Genomic DNA, 25,860 nt, shown 5'->3' on the forward strand with positions numbered 1-25,860 from the left:
GGTGGCAGGATGAGCCGCCGTCCCGAAATTCTTTTCCCGCTTTTTGCGGATCTGACCGTTCTTGACGGGATCGGTCCCAAGACTGCGCAAAATTATGCTAAAATTGATATCACCCGTCCTCGGGATCTGCTGTTCCTGCTTCCTCATAGTCTGGTGAACCGGCAGTTACAGTCCAGCATTCTGAACGTAGAGCCTCCTGCGGTGGTGACGGTTGAGGTTGTCGTGGGTATTCACACGCCGAACGCGGTGAAGGGACGGCCGTATCGGGTGACGGTGCAAGACAGTCAAACCAGCTTTCAACTGGTGTTTTTCCACGCACGTTCCGACTGGTTGCGCGAACAACTTCCAAGCGGGCAGAAGCGGGTGGTCTCCGGCAAGGTTGAAATGTTCGACAGCATCGCACAGATGGTCCACCCCGACTATATTTTGCCTGTGGATGCGGCGGGAACGATCCCCGCGAACGAACCTCTCTATCCGCTGACAGCAGGGGTCAACCAGAAGCAGGTTTATCGCGCTGCCCGCTCTGCCTTGCGTATTTTACCGGACCTTGCCGAGTGGATTTCGCCTTCGGTTGTTACCAAATTTAATTGGCCCGCTTGGAAAGACGCAGTTGAAGCCGCCCATGCTCCGGAGTCACAAAATGATGTTCAGACCACTTCGCCCCCTCGCGCACGCTTGGCCTATGATGAAATGTTCGCCCATCAAATCACATTGGCGCTGGCCCGGAATTCGCAGCGGCGCGCCAAGGGGTTGGAAACCAAAGGAACTGGGGTTCTGCGGAACAAGGTTCTGAAATCACTGCCTTATGCACCTACCAATGCACAATTGCGGGCCTTTACGGAAATTACCGAGGACATGGCAAGCAAACGCAAGATGAACCGCCTTTTGCAGGGGGATGTCGGGTCCGGTAAAACGCTCGTTGCCTTGATTGCCCTTCTGGCTGCGGTGGAATCCGGCGGGCAGGGCGTTTTGATGGCCCCGACCGAAATTCTTGCGCGTCAGCATGTGGAGGGTTTGCAACCGCTGGCGTCCGAGGCCGGCGTGGTGCTCGAACTCCTGACGGGGCGGGATAGCGGGGCAGAGCGGCGCAAAAAGCTGGAAGCTCTGGCAAAGGGCAATATCCAGATTCTCGTCGGAACCCATGCGGTGTTTCAAAAGGATGTTCAATTTAAGGATCTCCGGCTTGCGGTAATCGACGAGCAGCATCGCTTCGGGGTGCGCCAGCGTCTTGATCTCGGGGAAAAGGGGGCTGCCGTTGATGTTCTGGTTATGACAGCCACGCCGATTCCGCGCTCTCTGGAGCTGGCGAATTACGGGGATATGGACGTATCTGTGTTGGATGAAAAACCCGCCGGGCGCAAACCGATTGAAACGGTTCTGGTGTCCAACAAACGGCTTGAAGAAGTGGTGTCCCACTTGCGAAACGCGATTGCAGAGGGACGGCAGGCGTATTGGGTGTGTCCCCTTGTCGGGGAAAGTGAAACCAAGGACTGGGCCGCCACCGAAGAACGGTATCGTTTGTTGCGACTTGCATTGGGTGACGGGAATGTCGGCATGGTTCACGGTCAGATGCCACCGGCGGACAAAGACGCGGCTATGGCGGATTTCGTCGCCGGACGTACGAAGGTACTGGTCGCGACAACGGTGATCGAAGTGGGCGTGAACGTCCCAACGGCAAGCATCATGGTCATCGAGCAGGCCGAGAGCTTTGGTCTGGCGCAACTGCACCAGTTGCGCGGGCGGGTCGGCCGTGGGTCCGAGGCTTCGACCTGTCTGCTGATGTACGGAACGCTTGGCAAGACCGCTGAACGCAGGTTGAAAACGATGCGGGACACCAACGACGGATTCCGTATTGCCGATGAGGATTTGAAGATTAGGGGAGCGGGCGACGTTCTGGGAGTTGCCCAATCGGGGTTGCCACGTTTCAGGATAGCGGATCTTGAACGACAATCCGAGTTGATGAAAACAGCGCAGGATGACGCGCGTCTGTTGCTGGCGGAAGACCCGGATCTGACATCAGAGCGCGGGAAGGCTGCGCGTGTTCTCCTGTATCTGATGGAGCAGGAAAAATCTTTTCGTTATATTTCAGTCGGTTGATGCCATTAAAGTTTGAGACACTTTAAATGTTCTCATTTAGTTCTTGCAATGATGGAACATTTGCGGAACATTACAGGAACTGACGAGAACATAACCACTGAGGTCTCCTGATGATCCGCGAAATGATCCGAATTCTGAATGCAAACTCCGCAACTGTACTGGAAGACGTTGTCGGGCTTTCCGCAATTTTTGTGATGCTGGTCGTTGTGTTGCACCTCCCCGGTTACAACCTCTGAACTCTGTCCGCGGTCGCTCGGCTGCACATGGGTATCCGGATGCCTCGTCCCTGCGATACCTGCCGTTTTTTAAACGGCCCCGAAACGTTGCCCCGTTTCCGATGTGCCCGAATTTCGACACCGCACACCTTTAACGCCGCGCCCTTACAGGTTGCGGCGTTTTTTTGTTTCGTGATTACACGGATTTTATGCCGCCTGGGACAGGCTCTCTAAAGCTGCGACAGTCGCGTCGAAGGCAAGAAGGATCGAAGCGTGGCGGTTTTTATAGGCTTTGGCAGGTTGTAGAACTTCCAGCCCATCAAATGGCGCATCCGGTACGGGGCCATCGGATTTAAGCATTGCGGCCAACTGGTCCCGTCCGGTTCTGATCGTGTCCAGCGACTGCCCCAGAACTGCGCCGCCCAGTACACTGGCCGAAGCCTGTCCCAATGCGCAGGCCTTCACATCCTGACCAAAGTCGGAAACCACACCGTCTTTGACGCAGACATCCACCGTTACAGTAGAACCACATAAGGGTGACCGTTTCATCTCGCTCGCCTGAGGAGAGGCCAGCCGGTCGGCATGGGGAATATCTGCCGCCAGTGCCAGAATCCGGTTCGAGTAGAGTTTTACCATATCGGATGCGTCAGTCATCGCGCAGCCCTTCTATTTCTTGTGTTACCTCTATAACTAGGCCCCAACCCCTGTTTTGAAAAGAGGAACCGGCCCGAGATGGAAAAATTTGATCCAGCCACACTAAAATTTGACGATCGTGGATTGCTGCCCGTGATCGCCCAGCAGCACGATACCGGAGAGGTTTTGATGCTGGCTTGGATGAATAAACAAGCAGTGGAGAAAACCCTGGAAACCGGTCGCGTCACCTACTGGTCGCGCTCGCGTTCATCGTTCTGGATCAAGGGGGAAACATCAGGACATACGCAAAAGCTGATGGACATGCGGATCGATTGTGACAGGGATTGCATCCTAGTGTTGGTCGATCAGGAAGGACCGGCCTGCCACACCAACCGGCGCAGTTGTTTTTATACCAGTGTGACCGAAGGTGAAGTAGAGCTTTCAAAACCTATGGTTTGACCGCCTCTCGGACATCATCTGGTGTCCAGCCTGATCCCCGCAGCGTGCGGAGCGCGAGCGCGTCATGGCGTTTTGCCAGCCGTTTTCCGGTGTCGTCGCGGATCAGGCGGTGATGCCGGTAATTGGGTGTCGGCAGGGACAACAGGTTCTGAAGCAAGACATGTATCGGGGTTGCCGGAGCCATATCCGCGCCCCGTGTTACATGGGTCACGGCTTGGGCCGCGTCATCTACCACGACAGCCAGATGGTAGGAGGTTCCAATGTCCCGCCGCGCCAATACGATATCGCCGCATCGCTCCACAAGGTAATCAGACGACAGTGATTTCCAACCGACATTTTCACCCAGTTCGGTATAGCCCGTTCCGGACAAAACACCGAGCGCTGCAACCGCTTTGCGCATGTCCAACCGAACAGCGTCCGTATCGGATTTCTGCGCCATCGAGCGGGTGCAGCAGGTTCGGGGGTAGATCGCTCCGTCCGGACCAAACTGCTGTTCCGAACCCTCCTGCGGAGCGGAAAGCGCCTCTATAATATCACGTCTGGTGCAGGAACAGGGGTAACACAGCCCCATATCCGTCAGTCTTTCCAGTGCAGCGTTGTAATGGTCCATCCGCTCCGACTGGCGTAGGACCGGTTCTTCCCATTTTATGCCAAGCCAGCGCAGATCTTCATAAATCGCGTCTTCGTATTCCGGTTTGGAACGCGCGGTATCGATATCCTCTATGCGCAAGAGGAAACGGCCCTCCTGCGCGATTGCAGCGTCATACGCTGTTAACGCAGAAAAACCGTGGCCCAAGTGCAGGTACCCGGTGGGCGAGGGGGCGAATCTTTCAACAACCATATTCTCCACCCGCATTTGAAGTGCAGAACCCTTCGGATCAGGTTCCCGTGCCAAGCCATCCCTGCCAGTCCGCTTTTGCCCGATCTGTATAGGCCTTGTAGCGGTCTTTGCGGTTCCGCCGACCGCCTTTAACATTGTCTACGGGCGGGAACAGGCCGAAGTTTACATTCATCGGCTGGAAGGTTTTGGCATCCGCACCGCCGGTAATATGGGTGACGAGCGCCCCCATTGCCGTTGTTTGCGGGACCGGATCTAGAGGCACGCCTTTGGCTTCGGCTACAGCGAGGCGGCCTGCCAGCAGCCCCATGGCGGCACTTTCTACATAGCCTTCCACACCCGAAATCTGCCCTGCAAAGCGGATGTCCGGCCGGTTCTTCAAGCGCATCTGATGATCGAGCAGACGTGGTGAGTTGATAAACGTATTCCGGTGGATGCCGCCCAAACGCGCAAACCGCGCATTTTCAAGGCCGGGTATCAGGGCAAATGCCGCGGCTTGCTCGCCGTATTTCATCTTTGTCTGGAAGCCGACGATATTGAACAGCGTCCCCAACGCATTATCGCGCCGCAATTGCACGACCGCGTAGGGTTTTACATCCGGTTGATGCGGATTGGTCAGGCCCACCGGCTTCATCGGTCCGAAGCGCAGGGTTTCGCGCCCGCGTTCGGCCATAACCTCGATGGGCAGGCAGCCGTCGAAATAAGGAGTGTCCTTTTCCCAATCTTTGAATTCCGTTTTTCCCGAATTCAAAAGCGCGTCGATAAACGCCTCATAGGTCTCTTTATCCATCGGACAGTTGAGATAGGCCGTGCGTTCTTCTTCGGTTTCCCCTTTGTCATAGCGAGATTGGAACCACGCTTTGGACATGTCGATGCTATCGGCATAGACAATCGGTGCGATGGCATCAAAGAAGGCAAGCGAGCTTTCGTCTGTGACCGACAGGATGGATTGTGCAAGCGATGAAGATGTCAGGGGACCGGTCGCTATGATCGTCTGCCCCCAGTCCTGAGGTGGAATTTCAGTTACTTCGCCTCGTTCCAGCGTGACCAGCGGATGGTTCAGCAAACGTTCGGTAACGGCTTGTGCAAAGGGTTCGCGGTCCACCGCAAGGGCGCCACCGGCGGGGAGTTTGTGTTTCTCTGCCATCTCCATGATCAGGCTGCCCGCAGCGCGCATTTCCCAATGCAACAGGCCAACCGCGTTGGCTTCGTGATCGTCGGAGCGGAAAGAGTTGGAACAGACCAGCTCTGCCAGATTGTCGGTTTGATGCGCGAAGGTGCCAACCTTGGGGCGCATTTCATGGATGACGACGGGCTGTCCCGCCTGAACGGCTTGCCAGGCTGCTTCGCTGCCGGCCATACCGCCGCCGATGATGTGAATAGGTTTGCTCATGCTTGGCATTTAGGACAGGCCGGCGGGAATGGAAAGGGGTTAGTGTTCCCACTGCGGTAGGGGTTCGCAGTGGGAACGGGTAAACTGCCCTAAAAGGCAGATTTGGACCCAATAGATGGGTAGCGGGTCCAATTACCCTCCTAACAAGACGGGATACTGACGCAAGGGTAAAGCGCTAAAAATGCAAAGGCGGGTTTGCATTTGTCGCTGTTGCGCACACGAAGCTAAATTCTTCGTTTTAAAGCGTAGGGAAACCGGAACAGCCTGTCAAATAGTTCAATACTTCGTTTCTATTCAAATACGGATGCAAAAGAGTCTTCCAACCAACGGCAGGTACTGCGCAATACGGCATCTTCCTTACGGGTTTCATGATACAGAAGCCAGAGTTCCCGAAGGCGCATTTCCTCATGGGGCTGGAGGCATTGAAGGTCCGGTTGGTCTTTTGCCATGATCTCCGGCAGAATGCCGGGTTGGCCGGTAGAGCGGATGGCTTGTAATATCCCTTGGAACGAAGATGTCCGCAGCTTTGGTTCCCGTGAAAAGAACGCCAGACCGTTTTTCATTTCGGGCGTCCAGTCGAGATCGAATGTCAGGCCGATCCAGTCTTTTGATGTGCAATTCTTAGGTCCGTAGATCCCCATACGAATGTCGGCGATGCGATGTGCCACCAGACGGCCTTCGGTTGGGCGGGTCAGGCGCAGGGCAATATCTGCTTCGCCATAAGCAAGGCTGACGCGGTTGTTGCTGCCGCTAAGTTCCAGAGTGACATTAGGATGCCGCGTTGTGAACGCGTTAAGGGATTTGCTCAACACTGTAGAAATCAGAAAATCGAGTGCGGTGACGCGGAGCGTTTGGGTTGTTTGCAAGCCCGAAGGGGTGGTTGCGTGGAAGGATCGCAAGTCGTCGCTGAAACCGGCCGCCATTTCAAACAGTCTGCGGCCTTCGGTGGTCAGTTCCCACTCGGAACCGGACTTCTGGAACAAAAGTGTGTTTGTGGTTTCGTGCAGCCGTTTGATCCGACGGGATACCGTAGCTGTGTTGGTCCTGAGATAGAGAGCGGCTTTGGACATGGTTCCGTAACGCGCCAAAGCCACCACGAACCGCAAATCATCCCAATTTTCCATAACGCAACCGCCACACACACGAGTACCGCCAAACCGAGGATACACATCTTAGGGCTCGTCCGGCAGCCCGAACCTAGGCGGGGATCGTGAAACGGTCAAGAAAAGGAGCCGGTTTCAGCCCCTTTTCTTCATTTTTGCAAGTATTACTGCACTTATTCTTCCGAGGAAGCAGCAGAATCCCCGTTTGTGTCGTCCGTTTGACCATCTGGTCCGGCAGTCTCTTCGTCGCCCTGTTCGGCAATATAAGCAACCGATACGACCTTTTCGCCTTCGGCCGTGTTGAAGACTTTCACGCCGGAGGAGGTACGTCCCTGTCGGGAGATACCAGAGACCGGGCAGCGGATCGACTGGCCGGTCGAGGTGGCGAGCATGATCTGGTCGTCTTCATCCACCGTGAAGCTGGCAATGATCCGGTCGTTGCGCCGGCCAAGATTAGCCGCAGCAATACCCTGACCGCCCCGACCGGCGACACGGTATTCATGGGCGGAGGAACGTTTGCCATAGCCGCCGGATGTGACCGTCAGGATCCATTGTTCCAGCGCACCAAGTTCAGCGTAGCGTTCCTGTGAAATATCGCCTTCAGTTGCGTCTTCTGCACTTCCTGCTTCTTCGCCGGTTACGGCGCGTCGCATTTTGAAGTATCCGGCACGCTCTTCGGCGCTGGCATCCACGTGGCGGATCACAGCCATGGAGACAACGGAATCGCCTTCTGCAAGACGGATACCTCTGACGCCCGTACTGTCGCGGCCTTTAAAGACGCGCACATCGGTGACGGGGAAGCGGATTGCCTTGCCAAGCTCGGTCGTGAGCAGGAAGTCGTCGCTTTCTGTGGCGATGTTCACATTCACGATGGACACATCTTCGGGCAGTTTCATTGCAATCTTGCCGTTGGACTTCACGTTGGTGAAATCGCTCAGCGCGTTGCGACGAACATCTCCTGCGGTGGTGGCAAAGACGATGTGGAGGTTGTCCCATTCGTCCTCTGGCACATCTACAGGCATGATCGCTGCGATGGATACACCTGTCGGGATTGGCAGAATATTGACGATCGCCTTGCCGCGGGAATTGCGCCCGCCCGGAGGCAGACGCCAGGTCTTGATCTTGTAGACCATTCCGTCCGAGGTGAAAAACAGCAGCGGAGTGTGGGTGTTGGCAACGAAGAGATTGGTAACAAAATCCTCGTCCTTGGTATTCATTCCCTGCAAACCTTTGCCGCCGCGTTTCTGAGCACGGTAATCTGCAAGAATGGTGCGTTTGATATAGCCGGAATTGGTGATGGTCACGACCATATCTTCCCGCTCGATAAGGTCTTCGTCTTCCATGTTGTCCACATGTTCGACAATTTCTGAACGGCGCGGCACGGCGAACATCTCGCGAACTTCGGTCAGTTCTTCTGTGATGATCCCCATGATCCGTTCCCGCGAGCGCAGGATTTCAAGATAATCTGTAATTTTGGCAGCGAGTTCTTCCAGCTCGTCCGTGACTTCCTTCACACCGATTGCCGTCAACCGTTGCAGCCGCAGGTCCAGAATGGCGCGAGCCTGAACTTCCGACAGATGATAAGTACCATCTTCGTTTATCGTGTGGCTCGGATCGTCGATAAGCTTGATATAAGCGGCGATATCCTGCGCTGGCCATGCGCGGGTCATCAGTTTTTCCCGCGCTTCGGCGGGGTCGGCAGAACTGCGGATCGTTGCGACCACTTCATCCACGTTGGAGACAGCCACGGCAAGGCCACACAGGATGTGAGAGCGTTCACGGGCTTTGCGCAATTCAAATGCGGTTCTGCGTGCGACGACTTCTTCGCGGAACTTGATAAAGCTCGAAAGGAAACCGTGCAGGGTCAACTGCTCCGGCCGCCCGCCGTTCAGCGCCAGCATGTTGCAGCCGAAAGAGGTTTGCAGGGACGTAAAGCGGAACAGTTGGTTCAGTACCACCTCGGGCGTTGCATCCCGTTTCAGTTCGATCACCACGCGCACGCCGATCCGGTCGGATTCGTCTTGTACGTGGGCGATTCCCTCGATCTTTTTGTCCCGCGCCAGTTCCGCGATTTTTTCGATCATTGTGGCTTTGTTCACCTGATAGGGAACTTCGTCCACGACAATGGCGTAGCGGTCCTTGCGGATTTCCTCGATCCGGGTTTTCGCACGGATGATAACGGAACCGCGCCCTTCGGTATAAGCCTTGCGCGCACCGGACCGGCCCAGAATGATGCCACCGGTCGGGAAATCAGGGGCAGGGACGTGTTCCATCAACTGCACGCTGTCCATGTCAGGGTCTTTCATCAACGCAAGGGTTGCGTCGATCACTTCGCCCAGATTGTGCGGCGGAATATTAGTGGCCATACCCACGGCGATACCACCTGCACCGTTGACCAGCATGTTGGGATAGCGGGCCGGCAGAACTGTCGGTTCGCGGTCTTTGCCATCATAGTTGTCCTGAAAATCGACTGTATCCTTGTCGATATCCGCCAGCAGGCTGGCAGCCGGCTTATCCATGCGGACTTCGGTGTAACGCATCGCAGCCGCGCTGTCGCCGTCCATAGAGCCGAAGTTGCCTTGACCGTCCAGCAACGGCAGCGACATGGAGAAATCCTGCGCCATCCGCACCAATGCGTCATAGATCGCGGAATCGCCGTGGGGGTGGTATTTCCCCATCACGTCGCCAACAGGGCGGGCCGATTTGCGATAAGACTTATCGTGCGTGTTACCCGTCTCGTTCATGGCGTAGAGAATCCGGCGGTGCACCGGTTTCAAACCGTCGCGCAGGTCGGGGATCGCGCGACTGACAATCACGCTCATGGCGTAATCGAGATAGGAGGTTTTCATCTCCTCCTCGATAGAGATTGTCGGGCCGTCGTGGACCGGGCGTTCTGGTGGGGTTATCGGCTGATCTTCGGTCTCGTCGCTCACGTCTGGCCGCCTTGCTTCTTTACACAATATCTAGTGGGCCATCTATAAACCAGCCTCAGCATAAGGGCAATCTTTCTGCCCCGATTTCACACGATTTCGGCAAAAAATTCACCCTGTTTCGCTGTCATTGACCCTGTCTTCAGCGCTGGTTTGGGGTCTGTGTTACATTGGGGGCCAAGACCGCCTGTTCTGGCGTGACGGAAACTTCGGAAGCGCAAAAAAAATGGTCCCGCAAAGGGGACCATTTCGTGTTGTTTCTCGATTGGCTTTGACCGTAAATCAGAACGGGATTTCGTCGTCCAGATCGGAGTTGCCGCCCCCTTGGGAACCGCCGCCCTGAGAGCCGCCGCCATAGCCGCCACCCTGATCGTAACCGCCACCGTAGCCGCCGCTACCACCGCCCTGATCGTAGCCGCCGCCCTGTGATCCGCCACCGCCGGCGCCATCGCGTCCGTCCAGCATGGTCAATGTGCCGTTAAACCCTTGCAGAACCACTTCGGTCGAATACCGGTCGTTCCCGCTCTGGTCCTGCCATTTGCGCGTTTGCAATTGGCCTTCGACAAATACTTTCGAGCCCTTACGCAGGTATTGTTCACATACGCGGATCAGACCTTCGCTGAAAATGGAAACCTGATGCCATTCCGTGCGCTCGCGGTTTTCACCGGTGTTCTTGTCGCGCCAGCGTTCAGAAGTTGCGATGCGCAGGTTGCACACCTTACCGCCATTTGGAAAGCTGCGCACTTCCGGATCACGGCCCAGATTGCCGATCAACATAACCTTGTTCAAACTGCCAGCCATAGGCGTTTCTCCCTAAACTCGAATCTTTTGTCGTTTCTTGCGTGCGTGGTAGTTAACCATCTTCTCTGTGCCCTGCAACCAATGAACAAACCACTAACACGCCTCCGGTTTGGGGGATATCTTTTCAAAACTCTAAAAACCCTGTAAAGGCTGTGCTGGAGTTTTATCGGGCAGGGGCACGAGAATGAGGAAACTACTTGCAGGAAGTCTTGCGCTGGCGTTGGGGTTCGCACCCGTTGCTACCGTCGCGGACGTGACGAAATCGTCCAAATCCCGTCTTGGTATATCCTCCAGCCACTCCAAGCTGATCGACAAAAGACTGTCCAGCCAATACTCCAGCTCGGCCCGTCTGCTGCCCAAAGAAAACCGGCTGGATCTCATCCCGCGCTACACCGGTTCCTATAAAGGTGTCTACAAACCGATGGCAGAAGCCGCAGCGCGCAGGCATGGCATACCGGTGGACCTGTTCAACCGTCTGGTGCAGCAGGAAAGCAACTGGAACCCCAAAGCCAAAAGCCACGCAGGTGCAATCGGTCTGGCACAACTGATGCCGTTCACAGCGCGTCTGCTGGGGGTAAATCCCCATGATCCCGCACAGAACCTTGAAGGCGGTGCACGCTACCTGAAAGAGCAATACGCAAAATTCCGCAGCTGGCGTCTGGCACTGGCGGCCTATAACGCAGGTCCGGCAGCCGTTGAGAAATACAATGGCGTGCCGCCCTACAAGGAAACGCGGAATTACGTAAAAGTCATTCTGGGCAAATAAACGGCAGCTCTGTCTGCTCTCCTGCCGCTTCCTGTCAGTAGAACATCGCGTTCCCTTGGTGTTCACATAATGTTCCTGCTTTTCTGTTGGCAATCCATTGCGGATGACCTAGATATTGACGGGTCTGATCGGCAAGTTAGGGCAGAGCATTGGCTGAACTGAAAAATATCGAAATCCGTGGCGCGCGAGAGCATAACCTCAAGTCCATTGACGTGGATATTCCGCGTGACCAGTTGGTTGTTATCACGGGTCTTTCCGGCTCGGGGAAATCTTCTCTGGCCTTTGACACGATCTATGCAGAAGGCCAGCGCCGGTATGTAGAATCGCTTTCGGCTTATGCGCGGCAATTTCTGGATATGATGCAGAAACCGGATGTGGATCACATCTCCGGTCTGTCTCCTGCCATTTCCATCGAACAGAAAACCACGTCCAAGAACCCGCGCTCCACCGTGGGTACCGTGACAGAGATTTACGACTATATGCGGCTGCTGTTTGCCCGCGTCGGCACACCTTATTCACCAGCCACCGGTTTGCCGATTGAGGCACAACAAGTGTCTGAAATGGTGGACCGGGTGATGCTGATGGAAGAGGGCACGCGGGCCTATTTGCTGGCGCCGATTGTGCGGGATCGCAAGGGTGAATACCGCAAGGAGTTTGCCGAGCTGAAGAAAACCGGCTTCCAGCGGGTCAAGGTAAATGGTGAATTCCACGATCTGGATTCGCCGCCCGTGCTGGATAAGAAGTTCCGCCACAACATTGACGTGGTGGTCGACCGGATCGTTGTGAAGGAAGGGCTGGAAACGCGGCTTGCGGACAGTTTGCGCACTGCACTGGATCTGGCAGACGGTATCGCAATTCTCGAAACGGCCCCGAAAGAAGGAGAGCCGGAGCGTTACACGTTCTCTGAAAAATTCGCCTGTCCTGTCAGCGGCTTCACTATCCCTGAGATCGAACCGCGGCTGTTCTCTTTCAACGCGCCTTTCGGCGCTTGTCCGGAATGTGACGGGCTGGGTGTGGAATTGTTCTTTGATGAACGTTTGGTCGTGCCGGACCCGTCTTTGTCTCTGTATAAAGGGGCGCTTGCGCCTTGGGCGAAGGGGAAATCCCCCTATTTCCGCCAGACGATCGAGGCCATTGCGCGGCATTACGAATTTGACAAGGACCTGCCCTGGCGTGAACTGCCAGCCCATGTGCAACAGCTTATGCTGCATGGTTCAGGGGATGAGGAAATCAAATTCCGCTATGACGAAGGCGGCCGTGTGTATGAAGTGTCCCGCGCTTTCGAAGGCGTGATTCCCAATATGGAACGCCGCTACCGCGAGACGGACAGCAACTGGATCCGCGAAGAGTTCGAACGCTATCAGAACAATCGCCATTGTGGTGTTTGTGACGGTTACCGTTTGCGCCCCGAAGCGCTGGCGGTGAAAATCGGCGGGCTGCATGTGGGGCAGGTGGTGGAAATGTCCATTGCCGAGGCGCATGACTGGGTGGATGGAATCCCTGCGGAACTTTCAGCTCAGAAAAACGAGATCGCCCGTGCCATTCTCAAGGAAATCCGCGAGCGGTTGGGCTTTCTGGTGAATGTGGGTCTGAACTATCTGACCCTGTCACGCAATTCTGGCACGCTCTCGGGCGGCGAAAGCCAGCGCATCCGGCTGGCGAGCCAGATCGGCTCCGGCCTGACGGGGGTGCTCTATGTGCTTGATGAACCGTCGATTGGTCTGCACCAGCGGGATAATGACCGGCTGTTGACCACGCTGAAAAACCTTCGGGATCAAGGCAATACAGTGATTGTCGTCGAACATGACGAGGAAGCCATCCGAGAGGCGGACTATGTTCTGGATATCGGTCCCGGTGCTGGCGTGCATGGCGGGGAAATTATCGCCAAGGGAACGCCCGCCCAAATTGCGAAAAATAAAAAATCCATCACCGGCCAGTATCTTACCGGGAAGCGCAGCATTCCTGTTCCTGCCGAACGGCGCAAGGGCAACGGCAAGTCATTGGTGGTGGAAGGGGCGACGGGCAACAACCTGAAGAATGTTACCGCCAGCTATCCGCTGGGCACTTTTTGCTGCGTAACCGGCGTTTCAGGCGGCGGGAAATCCACGCTAACCATCGAAACCCTGTTCAAAACCGCCTCCATGCGCCTGAACGGCGCGAAACAGACACCGGCCCCCTGTGAGGCGATCAAGGGATTGCAATATCTCGACAAGGTGATCGACATCGACCAGCGGGCCATCGGGCGCACACCACGCTCCAACCCTGCGACTTATACGGGGGCCTTTACCCCGATCCGTGAATGGTTTGCCGGATTGCCCGAAGCCAAAGCGCGGGGATACAAGCCGGGGCGGTTTTCCTTCAACGTGAAGGGGGGGCGCTGTGAAGCCTGTCAGGGTGACGGAGTGATCAAGATCGAAATGCACTTCCTGCCGGATGTCTATGTGACCTGCGAAAGCTGCAACGGAAAACGCTACAACCGCGAAACGCTGGAAGTCCTGTTCAAGGGCAAAAGCATTGCTGACGTTCTTGATATGACCGTCGAGGATGCTGAAACTTTTTTCCAAGCGGTGCCTGCCATTCGCGACAAGATGACAGCACTGCTGCGGGTCGGGCTGGGCTATATCAAAGTGGGCCAGCAGGCGACGACCCTATCGGGTGGTGAAGCGCAGCGGGTGAAACTGTCCAAGGAACTGTCAAAACGGTCAACCGGACGGACGCTTTATATTCTGGACGAACCCACCACAGGCCTGCATTTCGAAGATGTGCGCAAGCTGCTGGAAGTGCTGCATGAACTGGTGGATCAGGGGAATTCGGTGCTGGTAATCGAACACAACCTCGACGTGATCAAAACGGCGGATCACATCATCGACATCGGCCCCGAAGGTGGCGACGGCGGTGGCGAGATTGTCGCCACAGGTACGCCGGAAGAGGTCGCGCAGGTAGAGGCAAGCCACACGGGTCGGTATCTTGCAGATATGCTGGGGATCAGTCGCGTCGCGGCGGAATAACGCCTCCGGCGGGAGTGTTTTGGGAACATTGAAACGGGGGCTTCGCGGTGGAAGCCCCCGTTTTACTTAAAAAGCCCGGCTATCAGTTCAGAAGGTCGGCGGCCAAGCCGATCATAGCCACCACCTTAAGTGTGTCAGGGTCCATCCGGTAGATGCGGTCACCGGCGAGGTAGTAAGGAAAGTTCGGGTTCAAACCATATATTTCAGGGTTTCTGACCCGTTCGTAGTTGCTCTGGATCAGGTCGCCGTCACGGTAGACGTGCTGGTGTACAGTCGTTTTTTCGATCACTTTTGTACGTGGGACAGTGGTCACATAGACGTGGTCTCTGTCGCCATGGGCCTTACGCCATTCCTTGTTGGCTTTTGCCTGTGCTTTATAGGCTTTTTCCTGAGCCTTGTGAGCTTTCTTATGAGCCTTTTGGTGCTCTTTATGGGCCTTTTCGATCCGTTTCTCGACCTTTTTGTGGTCGTCTTTTTTCGCTTCGGCAATGACCGGCATCATCGCAACGGCGGCGGCAATCAGGGTGGTTGTCGTTTTACGCATCGGATTTCCTTTCGCTTGTGCGGTCTATCGGGAGTTCAACGCGGAGCCGAGGGATAAAGTTCGCAATCTTTTTCTGCTTGGCGGACTATTGCCGAAACACCGGTGCATCGGCGGGACCCTGCCAGGTGGTCCGCCGTACTTTCCAGAAGGCCATTCAGCGATGCTGCAGGCCTATTGCTGCAAGAACTGCTATGGCAGAAATCGCGATGAGTTCCGGCTGGAGACCACCACGCCGGTCGGGGCCGACATTTCCGTGACGGGCATGGCCCTGTGAAACGATCTGCTTGTTTTGACCCTTTTTCTGAACAACTTCGACAACGGGTCTGTCGTTCTGGGTGTAGCGGGATTGCGCGGTCGCAGTTAGGGGCAGGCTCAGTCCGGCAGCGAGCAAGGCAATCATTGAGAGTTTACGCATGGTTTTTCCTTTCGGGGGCGTTTGTACAGATGATACGTCCCCGAAAGATTTTTCAGTCGCAGGATGTGCGACTTATTTTATTTAACCGCGTCCGCGTTTTTCAAAGCGGGGCAGCATGGCAGAGAAATCCTTGCCGTTTCCGTCTTCTTCTTCAACGAACTTCTGGTAAAGCTCCATCGCGTGCTGGCCGAGCGGAGTATCAGCATTCGAGGATTCAGCCGCCTGTTGGGAGAGCCGCAAATCCTTGAGCATCAGTTCCGAGGCAAAGCCCGGACGATAGCCGCGATCCGCAGGAGATTCCGGTCCGACACCGGGGGCGGGGCAATAGGCGTTCATGCTCCAGCTGTAGCCGGAGGATGTGGACACAACATCAAACATTTTCTGGCGGTCGAGGCCGAGCTTGTCGGCAAGGGCAAAGGCTTCGCAGGTGCCGATCATGGTGATCCCAAGGATCATATTGTTGCAGATTTTCGCGGCTTGTCCGGCGCCACTGTCCCCGCAATGCACGGCTTTCTGTCCCATGATTTCGAACAGGGGTTCGGCCTTGGCGAAAGCTTCGGCAGAGCCGCCGGCCATAAAGGTCAGCGTACCATCCGTTGCACCACCAACGCCCCCTGATACTGGCGCGTCCACGGCCAGCAGGCCAAAAGCCGTAGCGGCCTCGGCCACCTGACGGGCAGAATCCACGTCTACGGTGGAACAGTCGATAAACGCGGTGCCTTTGCCCATTACCTCGATAATCTCGCTGGCAACATCGCTAAGGATCTTGCCATTGGGCAGCATGGTGATCACCGCGTCCTTGTCCTGTGCTGCCGCTGTCGCGCTGTCCGCTTTGGTCACGCCTTCGGGCATCTCCGCTGCCAGATCAAAGCCCTGGACCTGATGGCCCGCCGCTGCAAGATTGGCTGCCATCGGGCCACCCATATTGCCCAGTCCGATAAATCCGATTTTCATTGCTTCCTCCTACAGCTGTTCTGTGTTGAGCGGTTTGAGCATACGCTCCACATCCGCTTCCGTCACCGATTCCAGATCGGGGCGGGTCCAGACCGGGGTATGTGACCGGTCAATAATCGTGCCTTTGATGCCTTCAACAAAATCCCCGTGTTCGGCGGCGCGGAATGTGAACTGGAATTCCTCTTTCAGCGCGCGTTCGATCGTGTTTCCGGTGCGTACCCTCTGGACAATGATCGGGGTGCAGCAAACGGAGATCGGGCTTTTCTTGCGAAGGGTGGCGATGGTGTTCTGCGCAAATTCCGAACCATCCCGATTGAGGGAGTCCAGAATATCTGTCACAGCTTCCCATGCGAAATGATGGTCAATCTCTGCCTGTTTCCCTTGCAAGGACGGGGACGGGGCAGGGCGAGCGGCCCGTTCAATCGCGCCTACATCGCCGGAGTTGGCAAGTTTTTCGATAAGCGCGGGCCAGTCGTCACGCGGGATGAAACTGTCGGCAAAGCCAGCATAAATGGCGTTGCCCGCGTCCATGCGCTCTCCGGTCGTTCCAAGATATTCGCCAAGCCGTCCGGGGGCGCGGGCGAGGATCAGGGAGCCACCCACATCAGGCACGAGCCCGATGCCGCATTCGGGCATGGCAATCTGGCTGTTTTCACACACGATCCGGTGGGAGCCGTGACAGGAGACGCCAACACCGCCGCCCATAGTGAAGCCTTGCATGAAGGCGATATAGGGTTTGGGGTAGTTGAAAATCTTCTCGTTCAGGCGGTATTCATCGCGCCAGAACTGGCGGCCATAGTCGTGATCACCCGCGCTTGCGGTGTCGTAGAGTTTCTGGATGTCACCACCGGCACAAAAGGCCTTGTCGCCCTCCGCGTCGATGATCACCAGAGAGACGTCGCTGTCATCCCGCCAGTCGTCCAGCGCGGCTTCGATATCCAGACACATCTGATAGGTTAGCGCGTTCAGAGCTTTCGGACGCTGCAGTGTGATGCGACCGGCCTGACCTTCCTTGCGAATATGAATATCCATTAGTCGCGCTCCGCCAGAAGGTGACGGGCGGTGATCAGGCGCATGATTTCGTTGGTGCCTTCAAGGATCTGATGTACCCGCAAGTCACGGACCAGTTTCTCCATCCCGTAATCCGCCAGATAGCCGTAGCCGCCGTGCAATTGCAGAGCGTCATTGGCGACTTTGAAGGCGGTGTCGGTGACAAACCGTTTGGCCATAGCGCAGTGTTTGGAAGCATCCGGAGCACTGTTATCGAGCTTCCATGCAGCCTGACGCAGGAAAACGCGGGCGGCCTGAAGTTCGATTTCCATATCCGCCAGTTTGAACTGCAGGGCCTGAAACTGGTCGATGGTCTTTCCGAAGGCCTTGCGCTCTCCGGTGTAGTTCAATGCCGCAGTCAGTGCAGCCTGCGCGCCCCCGAGCGCCCCTGCGGAGATGTTCAATCGTCCGCCGTCCAATCCGTTCATAGCATAAGCAAAGCCGCGGCCTTCCTCGCCGATCAGATTGTCCGCGGCGATCTTGCAATCGTCAAACTGGACTTCGCTGGTGGGTTGCGCGCGCCAGCCCATTTTATCCTCAAGGGCGCCAAAAGACAGACCTTCCGCCCCGTTTTCCACGACAACTGCCGAAATACCCTTGGGGCCATCCTCGCCGGTGCGGCACATCACGATATAGGCGTCCGAATAGCCGCCGCCGGAGATAAACGCCTTGGTACCGTTCAGCGTGTAGCCTTCGTTGGTGCGTACTGCTTTGGTGCGCAGGGCGCTGGCGTCGGAACCGGAACCGGGTTCGGTCAGGCAGTAGGAAAACACCTTGTTGAGCGATGTCAGGTCGGGTAGCCATTTGGCTTTCTGCTCGGCCGTGCCGAACTTGTCGATCATGCCGCCAACCATGTTGTGGATCGACAAGAACGATCCGACAGAGGGGCAGGCCATGGCCAGTGCCTCAAACACGAGCGTCGCATCAAGACGGGTCAGACCGGCGCCACCGGAGTCTTCCGAGACATAAAGCCCGCCAAAGCCGAGCTCGCCGACCTCGCGCCAGAGATCTTTAGGGATTGTACCGTCTTTTTCCCATTGCTGGGCATAAGGGGCGATCTTTTCCTGCCCGAAGGCATAGGCCATATCAAAAATTGCGGTTTGTTCTTCGCTCAGGGCAAAATCCATGAAAGGCTCCGGTTTTGGGGAATTGAACGTGCGTTAACTTTCAATTGTTACAAAAGTTTTGCAAGGGGAAAGAAACCGGAAATTTCTTGAATTTCCTGACGTTATTTCGCGGCCCAGTGCCGGCTCCCCCCGTGCTCTGCACAAAAAGGGCGGGGAATAACCCCGCCCGATTTTAGTCTGTTTATTCCATAGTCGGGATAGAGAAATCCGCCCCTTCTTTGGTGCCCGAAGGCCAGCGGGAGGTTACGGTTTTGGTGCGTGTGTAGAATTTGAACGCATCCGGTCCGTGCTGGTTCAGGTCGCCAAAGGCAGATTTCTTCCAGCCGCCAAAGGTGTGATAGGCCAAAGGCACGGGGATTGGCACGTTCACGCCAACCATGCCGATGTTGATCCGGTTGGCAAAGTCACGCGCTGTGTCACCGTCACGGGTGAAAATCGCGGTGCCGTTGCCGTATTCGTGGTCCATCGCAATGCCAAGGGCCTCTTCATAGGATTGCGCCCGTACGGTGGACAGAACCGGACCGAAGATCTCTTTCTTGTAGATGTCCATATCTGTTGTGACATTGTCAAACAGGCAGGCACCCACAAAGAATCCATCCTCATAACCTTGCAGGCTGAAGTTGCGGCCATCAACCACCAGATCGGCCCCGTCTTTCACGCCGGTTTCCACCAGCCCGAGGATGTTCTCTTTTGCAGCAGCCGTGACAACCGGACCGAAGTCTACGTCGTCGCCTGCTGTATAAGGCCCGATTTTTAGCGCTTCGACCCGTGGGGCCAGTTTCTCAATCAGACGGTCGGCCGTTTCATCGCCAACAGGAACAGCAACGGAAATCGCCATGCAGCGTTCGCCGGCAGCGCCGTAACCGGCACCGATCAACGCATCAACCGCCTGATCCATGTCGGCATCCGGCATGATGATCATGTGGTTTTTTGCGCCGCCAAAGCACTGGACCCGTTTGCCGTTGGAACACCCGCGACCGTAGATGTATTCGGCAATCGGGGTGGAGCCAACAAAGCCCACGGACTGGATTACGTCATTGTCAAGGATCGCATCAACCGCTTCCTTGTCGCCGTTCACCACCTGAATGATGCCCTTGGGCAGACCGGCTTCTTCCATCAGGGCCGCCAGCATCATCGGAACAGAAGGATCACGTTCGGACGGCTTCAGGATAAAGGCGTTGCCGCAGGCAATTGCAGGCGCAAACATCCACATGGGGATCATGGCAGGGAAGTTGAACGGGGTGATACCCGCCGTTACGCCCAGAGCCTGTTTCATGGAATACATGTCAATGCCCGGACCTGCGCCGTCGGTGAATTCACCCTTAAGCAGTTGCGGCGCGCCAATACAGTATTCCACAACTTCCAGACCACGGATCACGTCACCTTTGGCATCGGGGAAGGTTTTGCCGTGCTCACGGGACAGGGTTTCGGCCAGTTTGTCCATGTCGCGGTGCAGCAGGGAAACCATTTTCATCATCACACGGGCGCGAACCTGCGGGTTCTTGGCAGCCCATGCGGGTTGCGCGGCTTTTGCGATTTCGACAGCTTTCGCCATCTCATCGTTGCTGGCCAGTGCGACCTGCGCCTGAACTTCACCTGTGGCGGGGTTGTAAACATCTGCGGTACGACCGCTGGTGCCTGCAACATGCTCGCCGTTGATGTAGTGTCCGATCTGTTCCATATTCGATCTCCCGTAAGTGTTTCAAAACAGTTGCGCAGAGATTAACCCCGCAAAATTGCACGGTCTATAGGTTAATCACCAAGACCATTTTGCATTTTTGCAAAATGATCAGGCCTGTGCTACGTCTTTGCCGTGATGCGAAAAAGGGAAACACGCCGTGGCAAAAGATACGAACTGGGACGATTTGAAAGTGTTCTTTCACGTAGCGCAGGCCGAAAGCCTGACCGCCGGTGCAAAGGTTCTGCGAATGGACCCTGCAACCCTGTCCCGCCGGATTGCACGGCTGGAAGAAGGCATGGGCGCGCGGCTGTTCGCCAGAAGCCCGCAAGGCTATCATCTGACGGAGCGGGGGCAGCGCCTGCTGGCACATGTCGAGCAGATGGAACTGGCCGTTCGCTCTGCTCAAGGGGAGGTGGAAGATCAGGACGACACCCTGTCCGGTTCTATCCGGATCGGTGCACCGGACGGGGCGGCAAATTTTCTGTTGCCACAGGTTTGCGCCGAGATTTGTGACGAGAACCCCGGGCTCGACATGCAAATTCTTGCGGTTCCGCGTGTGCTAAACCTGTCAAAGCGGGAGGCTGACATGGCGATTACTGTCTCGCCTCCAAAAACAGGGCGGTTGAGCGTCCAGAAGATTTCGGACTACACACTTCACCTAGCGGCGACGAAAGACTACCTCGCCAGTCACTCGCAAATCAGGGACAAAGCCGATCTGAAAGATCACCGGCTTATCGGCTATATTAACGATCTGATTTTCGACGATGAACTCGACTATATGGGCGAAATGGGCGAGGCCATTCGTGCACCGCTGACGTCAAACAGCTTTTCGGTGCAGATGAACTGGGCGCGGCGCGGCGCCGGTGTTTGTATTGTACACGATTTCGCCATCCCCACATTCCCCGAGGTCGAGCGTATCCTGACGGACCAGATTTCCCTGACCCGTTCATTCTATCTGGTGCGTCACAGTGATGACCGGCGGGTGGAACGGTTGAACCGTGTCGCGCAGCTGCTAACGGGAAAAATCCGGCAGGAGATCAAGCGATTGCAAGCTGCGGCTTGACAGAACGAGCCTGCGCAACGCACGATTGAATTCTGAGTTAAGAGGAGGTTACGCCCATGTTGATCAAACAGATCCTTGCCGGAAAATCTGCGGGAAAGATTGCCACTGTGAAACCCGATGACAAGGTAAGCGAGGCGGCAAACCTGCTGTCCACTTACGGAATCGGGGCATTGGTGGTGTCCAAAACCGGATCGGATGTGTTGGGAATTCTGTCAGAACGGGACATCGTTCGGGAACTGGGTAAACGGGGCGGCAGCTGCATGTCTGATGTGGTGGGCGATCTGATGACCTCGGACATTATAACCACAACGCCTGCGGAAACAGCCGAGAGCGTTCTGCAAACCATGACAGACAAGCGCTTCCGCCACATGCCTGTGATGGAGGATAATGCGATGGTGGGGATCGTTTCTATCGGGGATATTGTCAGCGCCCGCCTTGCAGAGGTCAGTTCTGAAAAGAACGCCATGCAAGACATGATCATGGGCCGCTAAAGCGCAGCCTGACATTCAAACAGGCCAGTCCGGCGGGCTGGCCGCCTGTTCACTGGCGCAACTTTGTAACGCCACGTTTTATCTTGCATTTTTCAGGACCACAGATCATCCAATGTGGGACTAACGCGAAAAAAGGCCTAATCCATGCGCACAGGACTCTATCCCGGCACCTTCGATCCCGTCACTCACGGCCATCTGGATATTTTCAGACGGTCCTGCTCTCTGGTTGACCGGCTTGTGATCGGGGTTGCCATCAACCGCGACAAGGGCCCTTTGTTTACGTTGGAAGAGCGGGTTGCAATGGTAGAAGCCACCTGCGGAGACATTGCACGGGATATGGGTGTGGAGATTGTCGTCCATCCGTTCGAAAACCTGCTGATCCACTGCGCGCAGGAAGTTGGAGCCTCGGTAATTATTCGCGGATTGCGGGCGGTTTCGGATTTCGAATATGAATTCCAGATGGTCGGTATGAACCGCGCTATGAACGACGACATCGAAACCGTGTTTCTTATGGCCGAGGCGCAGCACCAGTCTATTGCCTCGAAACTTGTCAAGGAAATCGCCCGTCTCGGCGGCGATATCGATGGTTTCGTCCCCAAAGATGTGGCTGCCGCTGTGCGCGAAAAATACGCGTGATCCTGCCAATTTAACGGGCAGGGGGTGAAACCGCTCTTTCCCTTGGGATTTTCATCTATTAGGGTGCCGCAAAATCAAACTGCGGAGGCCCGAATGGCTGATTTCAAAGATCCCGAAAACGGTATCATCATCAAACTGAAAGACGGCGATGTAAAAATCGACTTGCTCCCCGATGTTGCACCCCAACACGTTGCACGCATGAAAGAGCTCGCCCGCAGCGGCCAGTATGACGGCGTTGTATTTCACCGCGTGATCGACGGCTTCATGGCGCAAACCGGCGACGTGAAAAACGGCAATGCAAATAACGACTTCAACCTGCGCATGGCAGGGACCGGTGGTTCTGACCTGCCAAACGTTCCGGCTGAATTCTCCAAGGTTCCTCACGCACGCGGTTCTATCGGTGCTGCCCGCAGCCAGAACCCTGACAGTGCGAACTCCCAATTCTTTATCAACTTCAGCGACAATGACTTCCTGAACGGTCAGTACACCGTTTACGGTCAGGTCATTGAAGGCATGGAACATGTTGACGCGATCACACGGGGCGAGCCACCTGCGCAGCCGGATCAGATGATTTCCGTCAAAGTGGCGGCAGACGTATAATGCGGCTGTTTAAAACGCTTCTGGCGGTGGCAACCCTTGCCGCCGCACCGCTGTTCGCCGCCGAGGATGAGAATATCCTCGTCATCGAAGTTGCGGGCGAGACCAGCGGCACAGTCGAGATCGAACTGTTGCCAGAGGTTGCCCCGCGCCATGTAGAGCGGATCAAACGGCTGACCCGTGACGGTCTCTATGACGATGTGGTGTTCCACCGTGTGATTCCCGATTTCATGGCCCAAACCGGCGATGTTGAGCACGGCCAGCGTGAAGGCTTCAACCTGCGCTATGCCGGCATTGGTGGTTCGGCGTTCCCCGACCTTCCGGCAGAGTTTTCGGACATCGAGTATGAAACCGGTGTGGTTGGCATGGCCCGTTCGCAAGACCCGAACTCGGCTAACTCCCAGTTCTTCATCATGTTTGCACCGGCTCCTTTCCTGAACGGCCAGTATACGGTTGTTGGTAAAGTGCTTTCGGGGCAGGACGTGGTAGACAGCATCAAAAAAGGCGATCAATCCGCCAATGGTGCCGTGGCAGAGCCCGACTATATGGAAACGGTCCGCATCAAGGCCGATATCGAATAATTCCGGTGCGCCCCTTTTATGGGGCGCCCGCTACACTAGGTGGCTGTGTGATCTGCCTGAATACACACAGAAACAGCCTTCACTTCTCCACGTAGAACCCGTTTTTATACAATGCCGCGCAGAGGGGTTGCAGTACCCCCGCCTGTGTTACCCAATCCGCACGGTCAGGCACCAGAACCGATCCCATACACTCGGCTTTAATGCGCAAGGCATCCGCCTGCTGCTGGGATGTTCCCGAAAGCCAGATCCGGCCGCTGACATAGCCGCAGTTATAATCTTTGTATCGTTGGAGAAAACCTTCGTAGGGGGCGATCAGAACTGTTCCCGGCCGCGCCGTGCTACAGATATGGCGTTCCAGTTCTATCAGGAGTTCCGGATTGGCGATGGGCTGGTAGAAGTAGATTACATCATAATCGTTGTAACGTTCAAAGGTTAGCGCATCGCCCCGATGGATATTGCAGGACGGCGGCGCAACCGACTGCATCAGCTTGCGAGCGGCAGCTTCGTAATTCGGGTCGTATTCCAGCCCATCGGCACAGCCGAAATATTCCCGCGCAAGCAAAACCTTGGTGCCACCCCCACAGCCCACATCTAGAAACCGGACCGGCGCAGACAGGTCTTTTGCCAGACACACACGATAGGCGGCGTGGAGGTGCGCACCAAAGACAGAAACCGGCAACGGGATGTCCTTGAACAGACCCATACTTTCAGAGGTTTCGTCCTGCTGGTCGCGTGGGCTAACAAATTCGTGCATCCGCACCAGAAAACCGTCCAGCGCAGCCAGTCGTTGCGCTAGGGCAGAACCGTCTGGCAGGGGTTCCCCGTAAAGCGGGCTTGGGGCAGTTTCGGCACAAAGCCGCGTTGCCCGCATGATCCGGTTCCAGACCTCAAGCATCCGTTTGGGGTCCGCCCCGAAAACTGCCGTGTCTTTTGCCGCCCTGCGCTCGGCAAGCGGTAACTTTTTGAAGTCTTCCGATCCAAGGAACAACGCCCTGTCCCGAACCAGTCGGACCAGCTCTGCACGCAGTTTGGCCAGCGCCGCAAAACGGGATTCGATTATTTCGGGGTTACGGTCGCTGGCGGGTTTTTGCAACTCGTCGCCAAGACCCTGCGCATGCCCCCGTGCCGCCGTGCAGGCCCGCTCCGTTTTCCGGTGCAGGTCCTGCGGGCGTTCTGTCGGGGGCATGGCCTTCTCCTGATGCTGGCCCGTTAGTCCTTGAGGCGGGCCAGTGCGTGACGTTTCTTTCCGGCAGAAAGCTTAACAGACCCGCGCAATTTGTCAGCGGAAATGACAAGACCCGCATCGCTCAGCGCTTCATCGTCCAGCTTTGCCCCACCATCCGCGATCAGGCGTTTGGCTTCCTTGCCCGAACCGCTCAGGCCGGATTTGACCAGCAGTTGCACAATAGAGATACCGTCCCCGACATCCGCCGCTGAGAATGTGACGGTTGGCAGGTCGTCCCCGACACCGCCTTTTTCGAACACTTCCCGCGCCGTTGCTTCCGCTGTCGCAGCCGCGTCCGCACCGTGCGCCAGTGTGGTTACGGCATTGGCCAGAATCGACTTCGCCTCGTTGATCTCGCTGCCTTGCAGCGCGCCCAGACGGTCGCATTCATCCAGAGGCATTTCGGTGTAGAGCTTCAGGAACCGTCCCACATCCGCATCCGTGGTATTGCGCCAGAACTGCCAGAATTCATAAGGGGAGCGCATCGCAGGATTGAGCCAGATCGCCCCGTCAGCAGTTTTCCCCATCTTCTTACCATCAGATGTGGTCAGAAGCGGGGTGGTTAACCCGTAAACCTCGTTCGAGATCACACGACGGGTCAGGTCGATACCGTTCACGATATTACCCCACTGGTCCGAACCGCCCATTTGCAGAACACACCCGTAGCGCCGGTTCAGTTCCATAAAGTCATAAGCTTGCAGAATCATGTAGTTGAACTCGAGGAACGAGAGGCTCTGCTCCCGGTCAATCCGGCTTTTCACGCTTTCAAAAGACAGCATCCGGTTCACCGAGAAATGCCGCCCGATGTCGCGCAGGAATTCAAGGTAATTCAACCCGTCCAGCCATTCCGCATTGTTCAGCATCATCGCATCGGTGTCGCCGTCCCCGAAGGTCACATAAGACGAAAACACCTGTTTGATTCCCGCAATGTTGGCGTCGATCTGATCATCCGTCAGCAAAGGGCGCTCGTCCGCACGGAAAGACGGATCGCCCACTTTCGTGGTGCCGCCGCCCATCAGGACAAGGGGTTTGTTGCCGGTTTTTTGCAACCAGCGGAACATCATGATCTGGATCAGACTGCCAACATGCAGGGATTTTGCAGTGGCATCAAAGCCGATATAGGCCGGCACGATACCTTTGAGCAGGCGGTCGTCGAGCCCCTCCAGGTCTGTGCAGTCCTGTAAGAAGCCCCGGCTCTGCATCACGTGCAGAAACTCTGATTTGGGCTTGTAAGTCATCGGTCTTTGTCTTTC

The 25,860-nt window shown here is 56.1% G+C and carries 24 protein-coding genes; 10 read left to right on the top strand and 14 right to left on the bottom strand.

Annotation, left to right across the window (positions count from 1 at the left end; translation table 11 throughout):
- The first annotated feature begins 9 nt into the window (after positions 1 to 9).
- Together recG and C0U40_RS20325 are read left to right on the top strand one after the other, a co-directional pair.
- Positions 10 to 2,097, top strand: coding sequence for an ATP-dependent DNA helicase RecG (gene recG / locus C0U40_RS15765; protein WP_101656772.1), 2,088 nt, complete (start codon positions 10 to 12; stop codon positions 2,095 to 2,097).
- Between the two features lie 110 nt (positions 2,098 to 2,207).
- Positions 2,208 to 2,333, top strand: coding sequence for a hypothetical protein (locus tag C0U40_RS20325; RefSeq protein ID WP_286135038.1), 126 nt, complete (start codon positions 2,208 to 2,210; stop codon positions 2,331 to 2,333).
- A gap of 186 nt (positions 2,334 to 2,519) precedes the next feature.
- Here the strand turns inward: C0U40_RS20325 and C0U40_RS15770 are convergent, their stop codons facing one another.
- A complete protein-coding gene (locus tag C0U40_RS15770) occupies positions 2,520 to 2,966 on the bottom strand; it encodes an iron-sulfur cluster assembly scaffold protein (protein ID WP_101656773.1) in 447 nt (148 codons plus the stop codon).
- A gap of 78 nt (positions 2,967 to 3,044) precedes the next feature.
- Here C0U40_RS15770 and hisI point away from each other — a divergent pair, with 78 nt between their 5' ends.
- Positions 3,045 to 3,404, top strand: a complete 360-nt coding sequence (gene hisI, locus C0U40_RS15775) for a phosphoribosyl-AMP cyclohydrolase (protein ID WP_101656774.1) — start codon at positions 3,045 to 3,047, stop codon at positions 3,402 to 3,404.
- On the opposite strand, the gene gluQRS is transcribed toward hisI, so the two are convergent.
- From gluQRS to ssb, 5 genes are all read right to left on the bottom strand, one after another.
- A complete protein-coding gene (gluQRS, locus tag C0U40_RS15780; protein ID WP_101656907.1) occupies positions 3,394 to 4,245 on the bottom strand; it encodes a tRNA glutamyl-Q(34) synthetase GluQRS in 852 nt (283 codons plus the stop codon). The two genes, hisI and gluQRS, sit on opposite strands and share 11 nt — an antisense overlap.
- A gap of 37 nt (positions 4,246 to 4,282) precedes the next feature.
- On the bottom strand, positions 4,283 to 5,635 hold the full coding sequence (gene trmFO, locus C0U40_RS15785; protein WP_101656908.1) for a methylenetetrahydrofolate--tRNA-(uracil(54)-C(5))-methyltransferase (FADH(2)-oxidizing) TrmFO: 1,353 nt from the start codon (positions 5,633 to 5,635) through the stop codon (positions 4,283 to 4,285).
- Between the two features lie 290 nt (positions 5,636 to 5,925).
- Positions 5,926 to 6,759 carry a LysR family transcriptional regulator gene (locus tag C0U40_RS15790; RefSeq protein ID WP_101656775.1) on the bottom strand — a complete coding sequence of 278 codons (834 nt, stop codon included), beginning with the start codon at positions 6,757 to 6,759 and terminating at the stop codon, positions 5,926 to 5,928.
- A 152-nt stretch (positions 6,760 to 6,911) separates the two neighbouring features.
- Positions 6,912 to 9,587: a DNA gyrase subunit A gene (gene gyrA / locus C0U40_RS15795; RefSeq protein ID WP_435673800.1), complete on the bottom strand. Its 2,676-nt coding sequence runs from the start codon at positions 9,585 to 9,587 to the stop codon at positions 6,912 to 6,914.
- A 363-nt stretch (positions 9,588 to 9,950) separates the two neighbouring features.
- Complete coding sequence (gene ssb / locus C0U40_RS15800) at positions 9,951 to 10,469, bottom strand: single-stranded DNA-binding protein (RefSeq protein ID WP_101656777.1); 519 nt, start codon at positions 10,467 to 10,469, stop codon at positions 9,951 to 9,953.
- A gap of 184 nt (positions 10,470 to 10,653) precedes the next feature.
- Between ssb and C0U40_RS15805 the strand changes: the two genes are divergently transcribed.
- The gene (locus C0U40_RS15805; protein ID WP_101656778.1) at positions 10,654 to 11,235 is read left to right on the top strand and encodes a lytic transglycosylase domain-containing protein; all 582 of its coding nucleotides are present in this window, start codon (positions 10,654 to 10,656) and stop codon (positions 11,233 to 11,235) included.
- 149 nt (positions 11,236 to 11,384) lie between these two features.
- Positions 11,385 to 14,243, top strand: a complete 2,859-nt coding sequence (gene uvrA / locus C0U40_RS15810) for an excinuclease ABC subunit UvrA (RefSeq protein ID WP_101656779.1) — start codon at positions 11,385 to 11,387, stop codon at positions 14,241 to 14,243.
- 82 nt (positions 14,244 to 14,325) lie between these two features.
- On the opposite strand, the gene C0U40_RS15815 is transcribed toward uvrA, so the two are convergent.
- From C0U40_RS15815 to C0U40_RS15840, 6 genes are all read right to left on the bottom strand, one after another.
- Entirely contained in the window at positions 14,326 to 14,787 is a 462-nt protein-coding gene (locus tag C0U40_RS15815) for a hypothetical protein (RefSeq protein WP_101656780.1), read from the bottom strand.
- Positions 14,788 to 14,941: 154 nt separating this feature from the next.
- Positions 14,942 to 15,202, bottom strand: a complete 261-nt coding sequence (locus C0U40_RS15820; protein ID WP_101656781.1) for a hypothetical protein — start codon at positions 15,200 to 15,202, stop codon at positions 14,942 to 14,944.
- 81 nt (positions 15,203 to 15,283) lie between these two features.
- Positions 15,284 to 16,156: a 3-hydroxyisobutyrate dehydrogenase gene (mmsB, locus tag C0U40_RS15825; RefSeq protein WP_101656782.1), complete on the bottom strand. Its 873-nt coding sequence runs from the start codon at positions 16,154 to 16,156 to the stop codon at positions 15,284 to 15,286.
- A 9-nt stretch (positions 16,157 to 16,165) separates the two neighbouring features.
- The gene (locus C0U40_RS15830) at positions 16,166 to 17,188 is read right to left on the bottom strand and encodes an enoyl-CoA hydratase/isomerase family protein (RefSeq protein WP_101656783.1); all 1,023 of its coding nucleotides are present in this window, start codon (positions 17,186 to 17,188) and stop codon (positions 16,166 to 16,168) included.
- Positions 17,188 to 18,333: an acyl-CoA dehydrogenase family protein gene (locus C0U40_RS15835; RefSeq protein ID WP_101656784.1), complete on the bottom strand. Its 1,146-nt coding sequence runs from the start codon at positions 18,331 to 18,333 to the stop codon at positions 17,188 to 17,190. Before C0U40_RS15835 ends, C0U40_RS15830 begins: the two co-directional genes overlap by 1 nt.
- A gap of 181 nt (positions 18,334 to 18,514) precedes the next feature.
- Complete coding sequence (locus tag C0U40_RS15840; RefSeq protein WP_101656785.1) at positions 18,515 to 20,014, bottom strand: CoA-acylating methylmalonate-semialdehyde dehydrogenase; 1,500 nt, start codon at positions 20,012 to 20,014, stop codon at positions 18,515 to 18,517.
- A 157-nt stretch (positions 20,015 to 20,171) separates the two neighbouring features.
- On the opposite strand from C0U40_RS15840, the gene C0U40_RS15845 reads away from it, so the two are divergent.
- The 5 genes from C0U40_RS15845 (at position 20,172) to C0U40_RS15865 (ending at position 23,382) form a co-directional block, all read left to right on the top strand.
- On the top strand, positions 20,172 to 21,077 hold the full coding sequence (locus tag C0U40_RS15845) for a LysR family transcriptional regulator (protein WP_286135041.1): 906 nt from the start codon (positions 20,172 to 20,174) through the stop codon (positions 21,075 to 21,077).
- Between the two features lie 56 nt (positions 21,078 to 21,133).
- Complete coding sequence (locus tag C0U40_RS15850) at positions 21,134 to 21,568, top strand: CBS domain-containing protein (RefSeq protein WP_101656786.1); 435 nt, start codon at positions 21,134 to 21,136, stop codon at positions 21,566 to 21,568.
- Between the two features lie 144 nt (positions 21,569 to 21,712).
- On the top strand, positions 21,713 to 22,204 hold the full coding sequence (coaD, locus tag C0U40_RS15855; RefSeq protein WP_101656787.1) for a pantetheine-phosphate adenylyltransferase: 492 nt from the start codon (positions 21,713 to 21,715) through the stop codon (positions 22,202 to 22,204).
- Positions 22,205 to 22,297: 93 nt separating this feature from the next.
- Positions 22,298 to 22,804: a peptidylprolyl isomerase gene (locus C0U40_RS15860; RefSeq protein ID WP_069301654.1), complete on the top strand. Its 507-nt coding sequence runs from the start codon at positions 22,298 to 22,300 to the stop codon at positions 22,802 to 22,804.
- Positions 22,804 to 23,382, top strand: coding sequence for a peptidylprolyl isomerase (locus C0U40_RS15865; protein ID WP_101656788.1), 579 nt, complete (start codon positions 22,804 to 22,806; stop codon positions 23,380 to 23,382). The genes C0U40_RS15860 and C0U40_RS15865 overlap by 1 nt, the downstream gene beginning before the upstream one ends.
- Before the next feature lie 79 nt (positions 23,383 to 23,461).
- On the opposite strand, the gene C0U40_RS15870 is transcribed toward C0U40_RS15865, so the two are convergent.
- Together C0U40_RS15870 and tyrS are read right to left on the bottom strand one after the other, a co-directional pair.
- The gene (locus C0U40_RS15870; RefSeq protein WP_101656789.1) at positions 23,462 to 24,568 is read right to left on the bottom strand and encodes a class I SAM-dependent methyltransferase; all 1,107 of its coding nucleotides are present in this window, start codon (positions 24,566 to 24,568) and stop codon (positions 23,462 to 23,464) included.
- 23 nt (positions 24,569 to 24,591) lie between these two features.
- On the bottom strand, positions 24,592 to 25,845 hold the full coding sequence (tyrS, locus tag C0U40_RS15875; protein WP_101656790.1) for a tyrosine--tRNA ligase: 1,254 nt from the start codon (positions 25,843 to 25,845) through the stop codon (positions 24,592 to 24,594).
- Positions 25,846 to 25,860: the final 15 nt, after the last annotated feature.

The organism is Neptunicoccus cionae (assembly GCF_002860325.1).
GTDB classification, from domain to species: domain Bacteria; phylum Pseudomonadota; class Alphaproteobacteria; order Rhodobacterales; family Rhodobacteraceae; genus Amylibacter; species Amylibacter lutimaris.

What these genes read in the sequence shown, in the direction of transcription:
- recG (WP_101656772.1), top strand. Translation starts at nt 10, where the DNA reads ATGAGCCGCCGTCCCGAAATTCTTTTCCCGCTTTTTGCGGATCTGACC.
- C0U40_RS20325 (WP_286135038.1), top strand. Translation starts at nt 2,208, where the DNA reads ATGATCCGCGAAATGATCCGAATTCTGAATGCAAACTCCGCAACTGTA.
- C0U40_RS15770 (WP_101656773.1), bottom strand. Translation starts at nt 2,966, where the DNA reads ATGACTGACGCATCCGATATGGTAAAACTCTACTCGAACCGGATTCTG.
- hisI (WP_101656774.1), top strand. Translation starts at nt 3,045, where the DNA reads ATGGAAAAATTTGATCCAGCCACACTAAAATTTGACGATCGTGGATTG.
- gluQRS (WP_101656907.1), bottom strand. Translation starts at nt 4,245, where the DNA reads ATGGTTGTTGAAAGATTCGCCCCCTCGCCCACCGGGTACCTGCACTTG.
- trmFO (WP_101656908.1), bottom strand. Translation starts at nt 5,635, where the DNA reads ATGAGCAAACCTATTCACATCATCGGCGGCGGTATGGCCGGCAGCGAA.
- C0U40_RS15790 (WP_101656775.1), bottom strand. Translation starts at nt 6,759, where the DNA reads ATGGAAAATTGGGATGATTTGCGGTTCGTGGTGGCTTTGGCGCGTTAC.
- gyrA (WP_435673800.1), bottom strand. Translation starts at nt 9,587, where the DNA reads ATGAAAACCTCCTATCTCGATTACGCCATGAGCGTGATTGTCAGTCGC.
- ssb (WP_101656777.1), bottom strand. Translation starts at nt 10,469, where the DNA reads ATGGCTGGCAGTTTGAACAAGGTTATGTTGATCGGCAATCTGGGCCGT.
- C0U40_RS15805 (WP_101656778.1), top strand. Translation starts at nt 10,654, where the DNA reads ATGAGGAAACTACTTGCAGGAAGTCTTGCGCTGGCGTTGGGGTTCGCA.
- C0U40_RS15815 (WP_101656780.1), bottom strand. Translation starts at nt 14,787, where the DNA reads ATGCGTAAAACGACAACCACCCTGATTGCCGCCGCCGTTGCGATGATG.
- C0U40_RS15820 (WP_101656781.1), bottom strand. Translation starts at nt 15,202, where the DNA reads ATGCGTAAACTCTCAATGATTGCCTTGCTCGCTGCCGGACTGAGCCTG.
- mmsB (WP_101656782.1), bottom strand. Translation starts at nt 16,156, where the DNA reads ATGAAAATCGGATTTATCGGACTGGGCAATATGGGTGGCCCGATGGCA.
- C0U40_RS15830 (WP_101656783.1), bottom strand. Translation starts at nt 17,188, where the DNA reads ATGGATATTCATATTCGCAAGGAAGGTCAGGCCGGTCGCATCACACTG.
- C0U40_RS15835 (WP_101656784.1), bottom strand. Translation starts at nt 18,333, where the DNA reads ATGGATTTTGCCCTGAGCGAAGAACAAACCGCAATTTTTGATATGGCC.
- C0U40_RS15840 (WP_101656785.1), bottom strand. Translation starts at nt 20,014, where the DNA reads ATGGAACAGATCGGACACTACATCAACGGCGAGCATGTTGCAGGCACC.
- C0U40_RS15850 (WP_101656786.1), top strand. Translation starts at nt 21,134, where the DNA reads ATGTTGATCAAACAGATCCTTGCCGGAAAATCTGCGGGAAAGATTGCC.
- coaD (WP_101656787.1), top strand. Translation starts at nt 21,713, where the DNA reads ATGCGCACAGGACTCTATCCCGGCACCTTCGATCCCGTCACTCACGGC.
- C0U40_RS15860 (WP_069301654.1), top strand. Translation starts at nt 22,298, where the DNA reads ATGGCTGATTTCAAAGATCCCGAAAACGGTATCATCATCAAACTGAAA.
- C0U40_RS15865 (WP_101656788.1), top strand. Translation starts at nt 22,804, where the DNA reads ATGCGGCTGTTTAAAACGCTTCTGGCGGTGGCAACCCTTGCCGCCGCA.
- C0U40_RS15870 (WP_101656789.1), bottom strand. Translation starts at nt 24,568, where the DNA reads ATGCCCCCGACAGAACGCCCGCAGGACCTGCACCGGAAAACGGAGCGG.
- tyrS (WP_101656790.1), bottom strand. Translation starts at nt 25,845, where the DNA reads ATGACTTACAAGCCCAAATCAGAGTTTCTGCACGTGATGCAGAGCCGG.